Raw genomic sequence first — 15,706 nt, 5'->3', positions numbered from 1 at the left:
GTGCAATAGTTGAAGATCCAGCTGCCTATTTAAAATCAAGACTAAAATAATTAAAATGTAAGGAAATAAAAGGCTCTCACGTTGTGTATATGTACACAACGTGAGAGCCTTTCTTCAAATTTTCGTAATAAAGTTGTCTCCTAAAAGTTTTCATATAGCTTACCGTTAACTCTTTTAATTTCCTCTTTTAATTGCTTGTTTTCCTTTTCTAATTCTCGAATGCGTTCGCGAAAGACTTGAATTAAGCTATCTTTATTCTCAACATTCATATTCTTCTTTATATTCTTTGGAGATGCCACTTCTCGTTGTTGCTGACGAAGGGTTTCAATCCTTTCCCTTAGTTCAGTTTGGTTGTATAAATAAGACTTAGAAACTCCTGCTGCGATTGTAACAGTATTGAAATTTATTTTTTCATTCTGCTGGATCAATTGTTTAATCGTTTGTTCAACCTTATCAACTGTTTCTTCTTTTTTCTTTTTTGCATATGCAACGACTGCCTCAGTATTTCTTTTGTGTTTCATTATTTCACCACACTATCTTTTCTTTCCTGAGCTTGTAGTAATATTCTTTTGGCACTAGAACCACGGTGAGCTTTACCCTCGGTAAGTTGATCCCTAACTCTTGTTAGATTGTTCAATTGTTCTAGCGTTTTTTCGTTGTATATTGGGTAATGCCTCGTCATTTCTATATGTTCTTCAACCTTTTTGATTTCTCTGTTAAAATCGGGAAGATTTTCGGGGGTTGTACAAAAATTAGGACATGTTAAACAAGGTGTAATTACATATGGACAACCCTCTTTTTTAGAAGCCAAACAATAGCCTAAAGGAACACGTACTGCCTCAATATTACTTTGAATATATTCCCAATGGATAAGGTCCTCATCCAAATTCATTTCTGATACTCTCGCCATACCAAGGTCAACTCGTAAGAGTGGACCCTTTTTTTCTTGTGCCTTTAACCATTCTTTTCTAAGGGTATCATCGGCAATTTTGGCATACCTCATTGTCATTTCAGGTGAAGAATGGGCAAACCATTTCATAATGTGAGTTAAATTCATTCCAAGGTTGATTAATTCTACACCTTTTGTATGCCGGAATGCATGGTTTCCAAAGTGATAGACAGTTCCGTTTTGATCTACAATGGAATATCTTTCAGCCCAACGATTTAATGCATCGCGAATACTTTGGTCAGTGAAAGGTTTTCCCTTCCGTTTTCCTTTTGTTCGAACAAATAAATACCCTTCGGGATTGTTCTTATGTGTTGTTTTGTCTTTTGTTTGCTCTATAATGACTTGTAAAACTTTAGCTAGTTCCTTATCAATAGGCACTCGGTGTTGTTTCACATCTGTTTTTGGAATATCTCCTTGTAAATAATAACCATTGTTTGTGGGTATCAAACAATTTTGGAACCGGAGGTTCAAAATATCACTTATTCTCCATCCGGTAGCTATAAGTAATATCACAATTGGTACATATTCTTTTTCATTATCCTTCATAGGTGGATTAACGTCTTCTGGATTCAGGTTTATAAGAAGCTCCAACTGATTCATGACGGTTTCAGGAATATATTTAATTTGATTTTCATTTTGCTTCGGTTGCTTCAAAAAATCCTCCCTAAAAAATAATGTGCCGATATGCTTTAACGGAGCTTCAGATCGTTCAGAACGTTGAAGATACTCTAAAAAGTATTTAACAGATGAAATCAAAAAATTCCTATAATATGGGCTATAAGAGGAGTTACTCTGATTAAAATAAATTAAATACTTTTCAATGTCTTCTCTTTTTAATTGGCTAAAATCTTTCCAATCTGGATGTTGTCCCTTAACGTAGTTTAAATAACTACTGATCCCTATAATATGACCAGCTAATTTACCCTGACTTAAATAGGTTAATGCATAAGCACAATATTCCTTTACTATTTTTCGAAATGGTGTAGGGATTTTCTCAAAAGAAAGGAGATAATGGGTTCCGTTTATTGTATACCTTGCATTCGGTATCTTTCTCAAATCCCATACATCCTTCTCAAGCTCTTCCCGTGTATCATAGAAGTGAGATAAATATTTAATAATTGAATTAAAAACTGTAATATGTGAGGAGTTATTGCCACTCTTTGTTATTATTCTGATACCTGTATTGGTCAAAAAAGTTTTGTATTTCATTAAGCCCTGATTAAAAGGTATATCTACCAAACTCTCAATCTTAGAATAATATTTCTCCAAGAAATGACTTAAGTGTACAAGTGAAAATGAATACAACACTAATGTACTAAGGGATAAACTCTCATTCACCAATTTATTAGCGAAGAAAAATTTAATTTCATGTCTAATTGAATTAGATAAGAATGTAAAATCTATTTTTGTTTTCGAGGCGGACCAAGAACTACCACCACCGTATACCTTAAAAAAGGAGTTTGTTAAATCCCATACATCATTTTCAAAATACCCACACAATTGCTCTTGAATCACTGCCGTTTTCTCGGATGTTACGCAGGGTTGATAAGCAACAGTGTTACTCTTCATTTTTCTCCTCCCTTAATTGTTTTTGCATCATAGCTTTCTCCCAATCATTCCGTATATCATCTTCAGAAGGGTGAATATACATTTGAATTGTTGTTTGCACATGGGCATGTCCTGCTCGCTTTTGAAGAGTTTCAGGACGCATTTCACCTGTTTTCCATAACTCCGTTATATTTGTATGACGTAACATATGGGGTGTCGCATCTATTCCAGTTTTTGCTTTAAGACGATTAAAAAGTGCTTGAATGCAATGATAATCGAGGGGGCTCCCTTTTTGTTCCCCGCGAAGTTTTATAAAAACAAAATTTGTATCAATCTCGTCTGTATGAATATCTATGATATAAGCCCGGTAAAGGTTAGCTAATTCATTTGATATATCAAGCGTGCGGGGGCTACATATTGTCTTAATCTCTGCACCATTAATAAGTTCTCCACGATCTCGTATTGTGATCTTTTTTGCTGCTGGAACAATATCAGAAAGGTGAAGTGATAGGGCTTCACCAATCCTAATGCCTGTCTCATAAAGAAGTGCCAATAAAAATTTATCCCTGACGTTCCGACATGCATCAACTAATTTTTGTACCTGTTCTGATGTCAAAACTTTTAACTTTTCCCTTGGTTCCTTAAGTTTCAAAATCATAATATTTTTTGATTTATTTTTAAGTGTGTGGTGGAGAAAGCCCTTGAAACTACCCCTAGAGGCGAGTATCTGACTTTTCAGACGCTCAGATAAATCCAAAGCGTAGTCTTCATGCCTCATCAAATAATCATAAAATGAGTAGACCTTGTCAAGATAGATATTAATTGTACAAGCCTTTCTCGTTTTAACATCTGTTTGTTTTATATTAATTACCTTTAAATCCCGATAGGGATTCTGAAGCCACCTAACAAACTCCGCCATATTGTCAATTCCGATATCCCTGTAATCTGCCTGCTTTTGCTCCAGAAACTCAAAAAATAATTTCAATGCAAAGCAATAAGAACGGAGTGTATTTCTGGAAGATCCAGTGTTGTCCATATACTTGAGGAATTTTACTACTGGTTTTACAAATTCCCCATGGTTATCTTGAAGTAAATATCTCTTTCTATTACCTGAGACAATGATCTCTTGGACTTTCATAACCAACCATCCTCTTTTACTTATTTAATGGGGAATTTACTCCATTAGTAAATTTCAATCATATTGGACTTATCCTAATTTCAACAAAACAGAATGTACCTTCGTAGTATACTTTGACTACTATAATTATGAAATAGGGTTTTACTGTCAATAAAGTACAATAAAAAGGGATAAACCCCACGTAGAATACGTTAAGGTCTATCCCTAATTATAGTTGTGTTTTATCATAGGCGGCTTTTCTTATTGAAGTAACGGGGCAGTTTAGTTTAGGAAGGATTTCGATTGATTTGTATAGAATTTAAATTGAAAATACTTAAAATTTTTAGAAGATCAAATGTAAAAAGAGGTGTTGATATTTGAAAATAGGAAAAGAATTAATCACTTGGAGTAATTTTCATTGGGTTGGGTTGTTAATTTGGATATTTGTATTTATTTCACTTCTCTGTTTATGGCTTGGAATTAATAAGAGATCTGGATGGTTATTGTTATTAAGTGCTTTAACGGTTTTTCCGATGGCATTTTATTTGTTTGGAGCCGAAAACTGGATAAAATTTGTGATATTAGTTCCAATCGTTGAAGTCATTTTAGCTATTGTTTTTTGGTTCCGCCCAAACAAAAATAAAGGAATTGAATCGTAAACATAACTTTATGGTTGGGTTGCAGCGGCAACTCTTTTTTTATTGAACTACCATGAAAATAAACTTCTGTAACTCAGAGAAAAAGGCAATCCTAAAGAGGACGCAGCTCATTCATTTTTTAAAAAAGGGGAGAGCGCCAGATTCATGGATCTATGGTTTAGAAATTGACTGGATTAAGATGCTTTAGGTTTTTCTAACGTAACGGTGTATCCTAAACTTTCGAGTCGTCTCAGTGAATGCCGAACGATAGATTGTTGTCTCTGCTTATCAAAGTAGTCTTCGCCTAAGTCTACATACATTTCTTTTCGGGTTAAGAGATAATAAGAGATACGTAACATTGCGTGGGCGACCACAATACCAGCACGTTTCTTGCCTTTTCGTGATGCTGTACGCCTATACAGTGCTCCGAGATAGTTTTTGGATCCTCTTACTGAATGAGCTGCTTCCGTTAATGCCGATCTTAAATACTTATTTCCTTTTTTAGTCTTGGCTGATTTTCTTTTCCCCGCACTTTCGTTTTGCCCAGGAACCAAGCCTGCCCAAGAACACATATGAGCTGCAGTGGGGAATTGGTTCTTTACATCAGTCCCAATTTCGGATAGGATTTGCTCAGCCATTCTGGTCGCTATACCAGGAATGGAATCCAATCTTGCTACATCTTCTTGATGAGAGCTTACTCTGTCCGCAACTTCCTGATCCAGCATCTCGATTTGCTCAGTCAGAAAATCTATATGACCTAAAATCGTTTTTAACATGAGGCGTTGATGTGAATTGATATAGCCTTTTAAGGCGAGTTCGAGTTCCTCTTTTTTCTTTTTCATAGTCCGTCGAGCGAAGTTTGCTAGTTTTTCAGGACCATCTTCACCATCGGCAATGGCATCAAGCATATCTCGTGCTGAAACACCTAACACATCTGAAACAACAGATCCCAACTTAATGTTCGCGCCTTCTAACACCTTTTGGATTCGATTATGTTGTCTGGCACGCTCCTCGATAATACTTCGACGATAGCGAACGAGTTCACGCAGTTCACGTTGATTTCGATCAGGGATATAACTAGCTTTAAGTAGTCCATGGCGAAGAAGTTTGGCAATCCATTCTGCATCCTTGACATCTGTCTTGCGCCCCGGAACTGCCTTCATATGTTGGGCATTCACCACTAAAAACTCAATATCCTCAGCTTCCAGTAAATTCACAATAGGCTTCCAATAAACACTCGTGCTCTCCATGGCGACATGGGTACAATTATGTTGTTTAATCCAGTCAACCAACTGTAGTAGAAATACAGTTTTAGTAGAAAACGTTTGAATCTCCTTTCCATCAGGTGTCATAATACAGGCAGTAATATTGTCCTTATGGACATCCATACCGCATGCTCTTTCAATGACTACATCCATTGAAAACATCCTTTCTACGGCGATCATTAATTTAGAGGCTGGTGCAACAACCAGAATAGGATTAATCTACCATGTGTGCTTCCCGTAAGGGAGCGACAGTCAGTGGTGCACCGTGGTCGGTGGAGTCAGACTAACGGATGGGCTCTAACGCACCATAGTTAAGCGACCTTCCTCTCCCAGCCGTAGAATCAGTATTGACGGTTCGTGACCATTTTCATTCTCTGTGGTGAAGCGCTGATTTTTGCGCTTCATGGGTGGCTAACGGGCAGTTATCTGAAAGAAGGAAATAGAAAAATTGCATAGACTTCAAAGTGAGAGGTCAGTGAAAGTAGGTGTCAATGGTTTGAATCGAATCATGGTTATTGGAATTTCAGCAGGTGTAGGGAAGTCAACATTTGCAAGAAGACTGGGGAAAGCCACGAATATAAATGTTTATCATTTAGATGCTTTATACTGGAAGCCTGGCTGGATAGAAGCCACACTAGGGGAGTTTTCAAAAGCACAAAAGGAAATTTTGAATCTGCATCAATGGATTATTGAAGGTAATTATAGTAATACTTTTGAAACCCGAGCAGAAAGTGCTGATACTTTAATTTATTTAGAACTACCCCTCTATCTAAATCAGGAAGACGAATTAATAAGTGCTACATTACCACTTTTATAAGTCAATCTTCTGGTCCTAACAGGGAGAAATAGTTAAAGAAGGGAGCTGTCATTTTGGCAGCTTTTCTAATTGCATTAAATGAACAGTTTAGTTCAACAAGAATTATTGCGACAAGCAGGATTTTATTGGACTTAACCGAACTCTAAAAAGATAAAATCGTATGGGAGAATGGAAAATGACAAATAATGAAGTAATTTTCGAAGCCAAGAGGCTTAAAGAAAGAATTAAGTTAAAATATCCCGATTTTGTTGGCAAAACGGCAACCGAAAGTGATTTAGCAAAATTAGAAAAAGAACTTAAAATAAAATTGCCAGAATGGTATATCGAATTATATACAACCGTCCCTTTAATAAATGCAGAATTCGGAATTCAAGAAGATGAACCTGATGAGGATTATGATGGCGTTTCATATATTATATGGGGTGGTGTGGATGACATATTTGATGAAAGCACTAAATATGAACCTGGAATATCGGTATTAGAAGATGGATTTGTTTTTTTAGCAAGTTGTTCCCACGGAAGCGGTGACCCTATATATGTAAAGCTAAGTTCAAAGCAGCCAAGCGTATTTCGAATATACCACGATGATCATTCTAAAAATCAATTAGCAGAAGATCTTACTTCTTTGTTTAAGAATGCAATAATCTAACCAGTTTTGTACTACCTCTCTTCTTCAACTAAGGGTGCATGAGTTGGTGTTCCAGCTGCAATTTTTGGCAGCTTTCTTCTTGTGCTAACGGTGTAGGTTACTTAAATAAAATTGTTTCTTAAATGAATGGGATTAACTTATTAAAAGGTGTCGGAAATCTGACACCTTTTTTAACTAAAAGGATTTGCGAACTTAATGGAGAATATTGTCTAAATAAGGAATGGAATATTAATAGGAGGGCATTTAATTGTTATTAGACAAACGGAAATACCAATTATTCATTATGATTTTTCTAATAGTTCTATCATTATTTGGATGTAGTGAAAAAGAAGCCAATCAACCGAAGGATAAAGAAAAAAACAATACTATTGAAACGGAAAGCAAAGAAAAGAACGAGATTGAGATTGTAAAATTGGACGGAAAAACAGTAATTAATGTAACTGTATCAAGAGTTGGAGAAAGTTTGTTGGATGTAAAGGAACCACACGATACTTATCACAAATATAACTCAATTGAACTTAAAACATTTGTTAATGCTATCCAACGAGCAGAAAAAGTGAAAGGTATTTTTGATATGAAATCGCCTAATTATCTTATAACAATAACTTTCGAAGATAAAACTTTTTCTAGGTATTTATTATGGCTACATAATGACGGTGGTTCTTTTATGAATGAAAAGGATTTAAATACATTGTATAAACTACCAACAGATTTAATTGTCGATTTTAGCAGATATGTTCAATGAGATAAAAACAATTGACATAAAATTTCTGCCGATTGTATTTATCTTAAGTAAATAATATCTTTGATATCAAAAACTTTTTCGGTTATGCCATGACGTTGTATCTTAAATTGTTAAGAAATGTACTTAAGCAGCAAGAGTTGAAGAAATGAACGCTGAGACGGTCTTTTTTCCGTTATGCTAACGGGGCAGTTTAGTTGAAAAAGGATTGATCAATGTTGAAGAATTATCCACCATTATATAGTAAGGGACAGATTTTAAGAGAGAGATTAAAGAATGAATTAAAAAACAGTCGTAAGAAAATAGACTGGTAAATCTGGTACCAACCGATTAGAAACTATTATTGATATGCAATAAGTCGAGGAGAGTTCTCGACCTATTTATTAATTTATTCAGAAGGGTAATGGAATATTATGTTAATATGTGATATAGGGGGCTACATATGAAATGTATAAAGGGAATTAAATATTATAATTTTTCATTGTTTATTCTAGTATTGGTACTAACAGCTTGTAATCAAAGTCCACCATTTGAATTGTATGAAGGGAAATCTTTAGAAATAGCAGTAATTGGAGAACCACCAAAAGTGAAAGAAGAAAAAGTTAGGTTTGAAGAAATTACTTTCGATGAAATACTAAATAAGGAAATAGGTTCTTATGATGCTGTTTTTATTACGGAAGAAAACCTTATCGAAGCTGCTGAAAGCCAGTATGCAGATGTTTACTTAAATTCAACCATACCATTCTTTTTTATTTCAACTAAAAGTCATATTCCTTTTTCCTTGAAAGATACAAAGTACGATCATACTTGGAATTGGGCTGCTGGTAGTAATTATGCTGTTGGAATGCTTACTTCACAAGAAAACGGTAAATTGAAGAGTTGGGGATATGGTTTATATAACGATGAAAAGAATGATGAAAATATAAAAGATGTTTATTCAAGAATTTTCAAGACAATTGATGGGCTAAATCTTTAAAATGAATAAGGAAATTTATTAAGAGGACTTCCTTAAAAAGGTATTATGGAAAAAGAAACATAAATTTTTGGGGGATTTTTAAAGAAGAATATCACTCTAGCGGTAGTGAGGCAGGTTTAACTGCCTTAGTTCTTCAATCCGAGAAATCTGTGGGCCTTTTTATTGATATTGAGGGATTTTAATCCATATTGACACTTGAATTAGCGTAGAAAATAATTGGATGACAATTGCTATTGTCAATATAGTTATAAATTCTTCAAAGAATAAAAAGTTGTTGTATAATAATGTAAATGAAAAAAGGACTCCTTTTATAAAATAAGAGAGGAGAAGTAAATTATGTTTGAAAAAATCAAGAAATCTTTATTTGAGAGTGGAAATGTTATCCGATTTGAGTTAGAGGATTGGTATAAGTGGTACAAAGAACCTCAGCAGTTTCATAATGCCGTTGTTTCGCACCTAGCAAAAGAGGGGAAGAAAATAGAAACCATCTCAATTGCTGATCAAGTGACCGTTAATAAGATTTCCACTCTGCTTATTGATGAAATAAAATATGAACTGAGTATAGAAAACGCTCATTTTTAGCATCTAAAAATGAATTAGAATGGGAATAGAAGCTTTTGATTTGGGAAGAAGAAATTTGAATTTTAGAAATGCCTTGCCAATCTAAATCTTTTTATTTCAGTAATTATGTTAGTAATTATATATTCGAGCGTATAATTTTACCGATAAAAAGGAATTTAGCCAAAGGAGATTATGGTTATGCTGAAATTTTTTTTTCGGTCTCAAGATTTAGAACTTGCCGGTGAAAAAGCAATACATTATGACAAAATGACTCGTGAACATCGCATTGGTGAGATGCAGGAACAAGCAAACGAGGTAATTAACTATATCAAAGACGGAGATACTGTGCTTGAGATAGCACCAGGAGCAGGCTATCTTTCAATTGAACTATCCAAACTTGGAAATTATAAAATAACAGGAATGGATATAAGTAGCGACCTTGTAGAAATTTGTTCTAAAAATGCAATGCAGGCAGGCGTTCAAATCAATTTCCTACAAGGAAATGTTTCTAATATGCCTTTTCAATCAAATACATTCAATTTTATTATTTGTGTTCTTGCCTTTAAGAATTTCAAAGAGCCAATTAAAGCTTTGGAAGAGATGCATAGAGTATTAAAGCCAGGTGGTATAGTTCTGATTATAGACTTGAACAGAAAAGCTTCATTGAAAGCAACTAAAAAAGTTGCGGAAAATATGGGGTTAAAGGGGATGATGGCATACATTGCTGGAGCTATTCAAAGGAGTTTAGCTTACAGCATAAATGAATCGAAACCTTTATCTCTCAAACGGAATTTAAAGAATTTACAATAAAGGATACAAACATAGGGTTCTCGATATACTTAAAAAAATAGTTTTGATACTATTTTGTGAATGAAAATGAAGATTCGTTGGTTAGTTTGGAGGTGTTATGATGATATGGATTTATATTTTTACACCTATCATTATATTGGCTGGAATAGCCATTTATTTTGATAAAAAGTCTGGGACGACTTCACCAGATGAAAGGACAGCTGATAAGTTAGAGGAATATCCTCCAGAAAATCCTTTCGGACCCAATAATTTTTGACCTTAAAGTAACTGTGCTTTAGTTCAAGGTGAATCACAGTAGGGATCCTTTTTTCTTATTCCATAAAAGAATGCTTAGCATATTGCCAAGCATTCTTTTATTTATCTTATTTGGCTTTAGGGAATACTCTACGGATTGTTTCAGTAAACTCATTAAAGAAACCTGAGATTGGTCTACCATTACGAATATCTGAGGCATATATATTCATGCGATCATAAAAGTCAGGGTTTTCTGATACATAAACGTTATCAATATCTCGATCTGTGGATTTCACTCTTTGTGAAATCTTATGTTCAATACTATAGGTATCCTTATTACGGGAGGTAGACGTGAGCTTTACGGCTACATATGCATTATTTTCTGTAACAATGACATTTGCCGTGTCCACTTCTTTCAGGTCAGCTATTTTTTTAGCTGCATCATCAGCAACTCTCATTCTAGATCTATTTTCGTAATCATTATTGTCCCTGACGTTGGTGATGTTGTTCCTTGTCACATTTTCGTCACGATTTACAAGATCATTTTTATTTACGTTATTTCTGGCACATCCAGTTAAATCAAGGCTAAATATAAGGACTGCAATTAAAATTAGGCTCTTTTTCATGGTGTATTCCCTCCGTGAATTTAGTTAAACAAGATTAAGTTCTCCATTTCCTTAAATGATTATGCAGAAGCAAACTATGAATTGGCTAATAGTAATAAAAAGGTTATAATAGTAACGGGCGATTTTCTTACCCACTAATATTTAAATTATTTTTTCTAATAAAGGAGATTTATATATGTCTGAAGAAAAATTGTCAGATTTAATTAGTCCTGAAGCTGTGATTAATTTTGAAACTGGTGCGATTAAAGCAAGCACTTTGGATTCAATCATCAATCTTTTGCCATTTGAAATGGGCTTTTGCGATGCCAACGATATATTCCGCTGGTATTCAAATAACCCAAACCGCGTGCATGGTCGCCGTAAAGAAGCAATTGGTCGCCCTGTGCTTGAGCTTCACCCAAAAATGGCTCACCACGTTGAAAAATTGTTGAATGATTTCCGTTCAGGAGCACGCGACGAATGGGAATTCTGGTTCCCAAAACGCACAGGTGAAACTGGCCAGATTTACCAAAAGTTCATGGCAGTACGTGATGAAAATGGCAACTACCTTGGCTGTATGGATGTGACCGTTAATATCGACCTTTTCAAAGGAAAAGAAGGCAAAAATACCCCTGAAACTATTGACGAATTTAAAGCTGTTAAGCCTGTAATATAAAAAATATCCTTCTCCTTGGAGAAGCTGCTGAAAAACACATTGAATCCCTAATTCAATGTGTTTTTTTTAATAATAGAGTTTCACGTTTTGCTGGTCCATGTGCTGCCAGAAACATAGGGAAGGAAATTAATAGGGGCTTGCTGAATGATAAGAGTCAGAAAAGTAAACGGAAAAATTCCGTTTATTTTGAAAAATACCCATATTTCCTTAAAAATAAGGGGAGTTTTTCCGCCTATATGATCCAAATCTTTGGATTTGGTATTATTTGGAGCAGTTAGTCGGAATAGTTCCGCTTATATTTGCTACTTAAGCTTCCTTTAAATACTTTAGCCGGAAATTCTCCGTCTATGAATTCTCATACCAACAAGAACATCAACAATAAAAAAGCGTCCATTAGACGCTTTCATTGGAAAGAGGTATTGTAAATGTTTTTTCAGTTAAAGGATTACTTTATATTATGATAGCTTGATTCAAAAGGTTATAGACAAACCTGTTTTTATTTTATAAAAGCTGGTAATATAGGCCAAATTGGGTGTCATACCATAACAGTTTGCCGTGTTTACGTTTTGGGATACGTGTTTGTAAACTCCATTCAGGATACTGTTTAATGATCTGAACTTGATCACCCGTAGCAACAGCAATAAATGATATATAATGATTTTTTGTCATTGGATGGTCGCTTGAAACAAACCATTCGTGATCAATTTCTGTAATTAATAGCTTTTCTTCGTCGGATGCTTTCTTCGCTTCTAATTGTTCTAGCTTTCTCCCGCAGCAAGATAGGCTTATATCTCCAGTTGCTAATACAAAATTATTACAAGACGGACAGACAAAATAATTCGACTTTTTCATATTTCCTCCTACAAATTCATTCGACGATAATTTTCCATCTAAAATATTTTCTATATTTACCCCCAATAGGGTTGATAAGCTTGGCAAAAGCGTTACATCTGGGCAGCCGTATCCACGCTCCCATTTTGAAATCGTCCGATCAGAAATGTTCATTTGATCAGCTAATTGTTTCTGTGTTAGTCCTTTTTCCTTTCGCAAATGATAAATTAGCTCTCCAACTTTACTATTATCCATCAAAGTCTCCTCCTGCTCTATTTTCATCATAGAGGTTTATAGGGTTGGCAACAACAAACGCTCCGTGGAGTTACACTTCATATAGGTATTTTTTGCTGTGTTTTTTAATCTTGCACATAGGAGGGCTATTCTGTTTTAATACACAAAATAATGAAGCTATTCTAGTAAATGAGATCTAGTGGCCGTTTTCCAATGGACCATGGATGGTTTGAAAAACCTCCCCATTCAATTAGTGCAAATGGTTAGTTATATTGGTATTGTAGGTGAAGAAATTGAAAAACCCCTTAAAATTTAGGTTCAATTAAATATGAGATTGGTGTTAGCGGAAATCAATTAGAGGGTGTATGATACGAAAAAAACAACCATCAAACGGATGGTTGTAAAATAGTAGGATGGTTGTTTTTTTAAAGATGACGAGGACTTATCCATTCTCATAACAACTAATTATGTAAATTATTGTTTAATTTGGCTCTACATGAACATGAACATCATATACGCCATATTCATTCGTCATGACTTTTTCAACAAAGGTGGCAATATCATGGGCTTCTTTAATACCAAGCGTAGAATTAACAAGAATAACAACATCTAATACTTCATTATTTCCATAGTTTCTTCCTTTAATTTCTTTTACTCCTTTAACGCCATCCAATTCTTTGATGACATCGTAATAAAGATGGATTTTATCTTCATCGAATCCGTCCGAAAGTTCAAGGGATGCTACTCGAAAGATGTCCCAAGCCGTTTTACATATTAACAGTCCTACAGCAATAGCAGTGACACTATCTAGCCAAGGCATATTTAATTGTGAACCGAAAATACCTATGGCTGCTCCTATACTTACCCAAGCATCCGAAATGTTATCTTTTGCAGCTGCCATTAAAGATTTGCTATGAATCTTCTGAGCTAAGTTCTTGTTGTAACGATATACAAAATACATAACGAACGCTGAAAAAACACCAACATATGCTGCCATAATATTTGGTGACTCTTTCGTTCCTTGAAATATAGAGGTACTCGCTTCCATTAACACTTGTATACCCACCGCTACCATGATAAAGGAAGCGACCATAGAAGCAATCGTTTCGCTCTTCCAATGTCCGTATCGATGGTTTTTATCAGGGGGTCTTTGCGAAATCTTAAGTCCAACGAGTACTGCAATAGAAGCGATGATATCGGTTGTATTATTTAGACCATCTGCTTGCAAAGCATCGGAATCACTTACATATCCAATAACTAGTTTTAAGATTGAAAGACATATATAGGCAATGATACTAATAATAGCTCCACGTTCACCTAATTTAAGATTATTATATTTTTCCTGTTCCATTCCAGTTCCCCCACTCAAAGCTACGAGATAATGATAACAGGTAAAATACGGGTGGGTCTAGAGCAATCTTTTTGCCTTGTTTTATATAAATAAGGGATATACAACTAAGTTGCACAAGGGAAAAAACTTATCCTAGAATACTAAAAGTTAAATCATAGTGGGGATCCTTTTTTCTAATTCCATAAAAAAATGCTTAGCATAGTGCCAAGCATTTTTTTATTTATCTTATTTGGCTTTAGGGAATACTCTACGGATTGTTTGGGATTAGGCTACTTTTTCGTATTATTTTTGTTTTTCAAATTGTAGAATACCTTTGTCAACAGACACCCATCCTTTATACCCCAGATGGATCGTATCTTTAAAGAAATATTTATCGTACTCATGACCGGATAAATCTAAAATAGGAAATCCGTTCTTTTCAATTTGTTTTTTAACCTTCACATAATAATCCGTGCGTCCTTTGGTTGGAAAACCGGTATAATCCGACCAGTAACCATTGACTGGAACGGAAACAAATAAAGGTTTTGCATGGGCATCTTTTAGTACATCGAGGACCAGTTGCAGATCTTGATATTGTCTAGATTTTGCATAACTTGCTCCCTTTTTATACCCTTGAAGTTTATCTAAATTAGGTTGTAACATGGCTTTATAATACAAATCATTCACATAGAACGGATTGGATGTTGTTTTTTTTGCAGCCATTTGGGTGGCAGCGTCTTCAAGCTCAGCCCATGATTTATTCTGTGTGAGGGCTAGTTTGGGATGAAGTTTTTTCAAATGGACATCTAGTAAAGAAAGGATTAAATCTCTTCGTTCCAACAAATGTAAAAAACCATAAGCTAAAGGCTTGATGACTATGGCTTTGGTTTGGTGCCATTTATCATGATATACATTCGCCTCCAAAAGAGAAGAAAGAATCCAATCACTTTTGACTACATTAAAGGCTAAAAGGCGCTTTGAACCTTCTGTCACTAATGGGCGATTCACTTTTGGATTTAACGCAAATTGGTATCCTTGTAAAACAGAAAAGTTGGGTGCAAAGTGGGATTCATCCGAGCCTTTAGGCACAAACCATTGTGGTGATAAGACGAAAACTATCCTTTTGCCTTTTAACTGATCTGCATGAGCTGAAAAGTTTAAAAAGTGAATGAGTGCCTCAGTTCCCCCGGTTCCGACTAAAAACGGCGTGAAGCCCTGTGGATTCACATGAAAATAGTTTGACGGATGAAAAGGGTCTAATCGAGCCAATTCAGAAGAACCATAAATAGGCAAATAGGCAGGATTTTCTAACATCTTTTGTTGAACTAAATAGCCTTGAAACATATTGCTGTCTAATCCTGCTGCATCTCGCTCCACCAACTTATCATTAATCAAAGGCAGTAACCATAGGGCTGGAAAAAACAAAAGCATTGAAAATAAGATGACTGCCACAATCAGGGGTTTAAAGGAGGAGCGGACCATTACCGATTCTCCAATTGACCTATAATTGCATTCGGAGTATTCCATTCTTCTCTGTCAAAATCAGAAATCCCCACTGTGATTTCTAAACGTTCTTCAATTTCAACAAGCAATGAAACCGTTCCGAACGAATCCAATAGACCTTCCTCAAATAAATCGATATTTAAATTTTCTCTTACAATATCTGAATCACAAATCTCTTCTAAAATATCCAACACTGTCTCTTTTACTGACATTATAATTCC

17 protein-coding genes and 1 pseudogene are annotated in these 15,706 nt (G+C 35.1%); 9 read left to right on the top strand and 9 right to left on the bottom strand.

Annotation, left to right across the window (positions count from 1 at the left end; all coding sequences use genetic code 11):
* Positions 1 to 140: 140 nt before the first annotated feature.
* From RCG22_RS04255 to RCG22_RS04245, 3 genes are read right to left on the bottom strand one after another with little or no spacing between them, the layout of a single operon-like run.
* Entirely contained in the window at positions 141 to 521 is a 381-nt protein-coding gene (locus RCG22_RS04255; protein WP_308103758.1) for a DUF6262 family protein, read from the bottom strand.
* A complete protein-coding gene (locus tag RCG22_RS04250) occupies positions 521 to 2,518 on the bottom strand; it encodes a tyrosine-type recombinase/integrase (protein WP_308104352.1) in 1,998 nt (665 codons plus the stop codon). Before RCG22_RS04250 ends, RCG22_RS04255 begins: the two co-directional genes overlap by 1 nt.
* The gene (locus tag RCG22_RS04245) at positions 2,508 to 3,635 is read right to left on the bottom strand and encodes a tyrosine-type recombinase/integrase (protein ID WP_308104587.1); all 1,128 of its coding nucleotides are present in this window, start codon (positions 3,633 to 3,635) and stop codon (positions 2,508 to 2,510) included. The genes RCG22_RS04250 and RCG22_RS04245 overlap by 11 nt, the downstream gene beginning before the upstream one ends.
* Before the next feature lie 356 nt (positions 3,636 to 3,991).
* On the opposite strand from RCG22_RS04245, the gene RCG22_RS04240 reads away from it, so the two are divergent.
* A complete protein-coding gene (locus RCG22_RS04240) occupies positions 3,992 to 4,273 on the top strand; it encodes a hypothetical protein (RefSeq protein ID WP_308105870.1) in 282 nt (93 codons plus the stop codon).
* Between the two features lie 173 nt (positions 4,274 to 4,446).
* Here the strand turns inward: RCG22_RS04240 and RCG22_RS04235 are convergent, their stop codons facing one another.
* On the bottom strand, positions 4,447 to 5,670 hold the full coding sequence (locus RCG22_RS04235; protein WP_308105869.1) for an IS110 family RNA-guided transposase: 1,224 nt from the start codon (positions 5,668 to 5,670) through the stop codon (positions 4,447 to 4,449).
* Positions 5,671 to 6,013: 343 nt separating this feature from the next.
* On the opposite strand from RCG22_RS04235, the pseudogene RCG22_RS04230 reads away from it, so the two are divergent.
* From RCG22_RS04230 to RCG22_RS04200, 7 genes and pseudogenes are all read left to right on the top strand, one after another.
* A pseudogene (locus RCG22_RS04230) lies at positions 6,014 to 6,289 on the top strand (P-loop NTPase family protein); the annotation flags it as partial.
* Between the two features lie 220 nt (positions 6,290 to 6,509).
* Complete coding sequence (locus RCG22_RS04225; RefSeq protein ID WP_308105868.1) at positions 6,510 to 6,983, top strand: SMI1/KNR4 family protein; 474 nt, start codon at positions 6,510 to 6,512, stop codon at positions 6,981 to 6,983.
* Between the two features lie 247 nt (positions 6,984 to 7,230).
* Positions 7,231 to 7,728 carry a YhfM domain-containing protein gene (locus RCG22_RS04220; protein WP_308105867.1) on the top strand — a complete coding sequence of 166 codons (498 nt, stop codon included), beginning with the start codon at positions 7,231 to 7,233 and terminating at the stop codon, positions 7,726 to 7,728.
* Positions 7,729 to 8,167: 439 nt separating this feature from the next.
* Complete coding sequence (locus RCG22_RS04215; protein WP_308105866.1) at positions 8,168 to 8,701, top strand: hypothetical protein; 534 nt, start codon at positions 8,168 to 8,170, stop codon at positions 8,699 to 8,701.
* 336 nt (positions 8,702 to 9,037) lie between these two features.
* Positions 9,038 to 9,283: a hypothetical protein gene (locus RCG22_RS04210; protein WP_308105865.1), complete on the top strand. Its 246-nt coding sequence runs from the start codon at positions 9,038 to 9,040 to the stop codon at positions 9,281 to 9,283.
* Positions 9,284 to 9,460: 177 nt separating this feature from the next.
* Positions 9,461 to 10,072, top strand: coding sequence for a class I SAM-dependent methyltransferase (locus RCG22_RS04205; RefSeq protein ID WP_308105864.1), 612 nt, complete (start codon positions 9,461 to 9,463; stop codon positions 10,070 to 10,072).
* 100 nt (positions 10,073 to 10,172) lie between these two features.
* Positions 10,173 to 10,328: a hypothetical protein gene (locus RCG22_RS04200; protein WP_308105863.1), complete on the top strand. Its 156-nt coding sequence runs from the start codon at positions 10,173 to 10,175 to the stop codon at positions 10,326 to 10,328.
* A 106-nt stretch (positions 10,329 to 10,434) separates the two neighbouring features.
* Here RCG22_RS04200 and RCG22_RS04195 read toward each other — a convergent pair whose 3' ends face one another.
* Positions 10,435 to 10,932: a YhcN/YlaJ family sporulation lipoprotein gene (locus tag RCG22_RS04195; protein ID WP_308105862.1), complete on the bottom strand. Its 498-nt coding sequence runs from the start codon at positions 10,930 to 10,932 to the stop codon at positions 10,435 to 10,437.
* 175 nt (positions 10,933 to 11,107) lie between these two features.
* Here RCG22_RS04195 and RCG22_RS04190 point away from each other — a divergent pair, with 175 nt between their 5' ends.
* The gene (locus RCG22_RS04190; RefSeq protein WP_308105861.1) at positions 11,108 to 11,587 is read left to right on the top strand and encodes a PAS domain-containing protein; all 480 of its coding nucleotides are present in this window, start codon (positions 11,108 to 11,110) and stop codon (positions 11,585 to 11,587) included.
* Positions 11,588 to 12,088: 501 nt separating this feature from the next.
* Here the strand turns inward: RCG22_RS04190 and RCG22_RS04185 are convergent.
* From RCG22_RS04185 to dltC, 4 genes are all read right to left on the bottom strand, one after another.
* Positions 12,089 to 12,673 carry a helix-turn-helix domain-containing protein gene (locus RCG22_RS04185; RefSeq protein WP_308105860.1) on the bottom strand — a complete coding sequence of 195 codons (585 nt, stop codon included), beginning with the start codon at positions 12,671 to 12,673 and terminating at the stop codon, positions 12,089 to 12,091.
* A 460-nt stretch (positions 12,674 to 13,133) separates the two neighbouring features.
* Positions 13,134 to 14,003, bottom strand: a complete 870-nt coding sequence (locus RCG22_RS04180) for a cation diffusion facilitator family transporter (protein WP_308107086.1) — start codon at positions 14,001 to 14,003, stop codon at positions 13,134 to 13,136.
* A gap of 282 nt (positions 14,004 to 14,285) precedes the next feature.
* Entirely contained in the window at positions 14,286 to 15,464 is a 1,179-nt protein-coding gene (gene dltD, locus RCG22_RS04175; RefSeq protein ID WP_308105859.1) for a D-alanyl-lipoteichoic acid biosynthesis protein DltD, read from the bottom strand.
* Positions 15,464 to 15,697, bottom strand: a complete 234-nt coding sequence (gene dltC / locus RCG22_RS04170; RefSeq protein WP_374049425.1) for a D-alanine--poly(phosphoribitol) ligase subunit DltC — start codon at positions 15,695 to 15,697, stop codon at positions 15,464 to 15,466. Before dltC ends, dltD begins: the two co-directional genes overlap by 1 nt.
* Positions 15,698 to 15,706: the final 9 nt, after the last annotated feature.

Source organism: Neobacillus nitrireducens (genome assembly GCF_030915405.1).
GTDB lineage: Bacteria > Bacillota > Bacilli > Bacillales > Cytobacillaceae > Neobacillus.
The sequence above is the reverse complement of the archived record's forward strand: the minus strand, read 5'-3'. Positions and strand labels throughout refer to the sequence as shown.

Excerpts from the sequence above, each read along its gene's own strand:
- dltD (WP_308105859.1), bottom strand. The coding sequence starts at position 15,464 with ATGGTCCGCTCCTCCTTTAAACCCCTGATTGTGGCAGTCATCTTATTT.
- RCG22_RS04210 (WP_308105865.1), top strand. The coding sequence starts at position 9,038 with ATGTTTGAAAAAATCAAGAAATCTTTATTTGAGAGTGGAAATGTTATC.
- RCG22_RS04235 (WP_308105869.1), bottom strand. The coding sequence starts at position 5,670 with ATGGATGTAGTCATTGAAAGAGCATGCGGTATGGATGTCCATAAGGAC.
- RCG22_RS04190 (WP_308105861.1), top strand. The coding sequence starts at position 11,108 with ATGTCTGAAGAAAAATTGTCAGATTTAATTAGTCCTGAAGCTGTGATT.
- RCG22_RS04255 (WP_308103758.1), bottom strand. The coding sequence starts at position 521 with ATGAAACACAAAAGAAATACTGAGGCAGTCGTTGCATATGCAAAAAAG.
- RCG22_RS04180 (WP_308107086.1), bottom strand. The coding sequence starts at position 14,003 with ATGGAACAGGAAAAATATAATAATCTTAAATTAGGTGAACGTGGAGCT.
- RCG22_RS04185 (WP_308105860.1), bottom strand. The coding sequence starts at position 12,673 with ATGGATAATAGTAAAGTTGGAGAGCTAATTTATCATTTGCGAAAGGAA.
- RCG22_RS04205 (WP_308105864.1), top strand. The coding sequence starts at position 9,461 with ATGCTGAAATTTTTTTTTCGGTCTCAAGATTTAGAACTTGCCGGTGAA.
- dltC (WP_374049425.1), bottom strand. The coding sequence starts at position 15,697 with ATGTCAGTAAAAGAGACAGTGTTGGATATTTTAGAAGAGATTTGTGAT.
- RCG22_RS04215 (WP_308105866.1), top strand. The coding sequence starts at position 8,168 with ATGAAATGTATAAAGGGAATTAAATATTATAATTTTTCATTGTTTATT.
- RCG22_RS04245 (WP_308104587.1), bottom strand. The coding sequence starts at position 3,635 with ATGAAAGTCCAAGAGATCATTGTCTCAGGTAATAGAAAGAGATATTTA.
- RCG22_RS04195 (WP_308105862.1), bottom strand. The coding sequence starts at position 10,932 with ATGAAAAAGAGCCTAATTTTAATTGCAGTCCTTATATTTAGCCTTGAT.
- RCG22_RS04250 (WP_308104352.1), bottom strand. The coding sequence starts at position 2,518 with ATGAAGAGTAACACTGTTGCTTATCAACCCTGCGTAACATCCGAGAAA.
- RCG22_RS04225 (WP_308105868.1), top strand. The coding sequence starts at position 6,510 with ATGACAAATAATGAAGTAATTTTCGAAGCCAAGAGGCTTAAAGAAAGA.
- RCG22_RS04200 (WP_308105863.1), top strand. The coding sequence starts at position 10,173 with ATGATATGGATTTATATTTTTACACCTATCATTATATTGGCTGGAATA.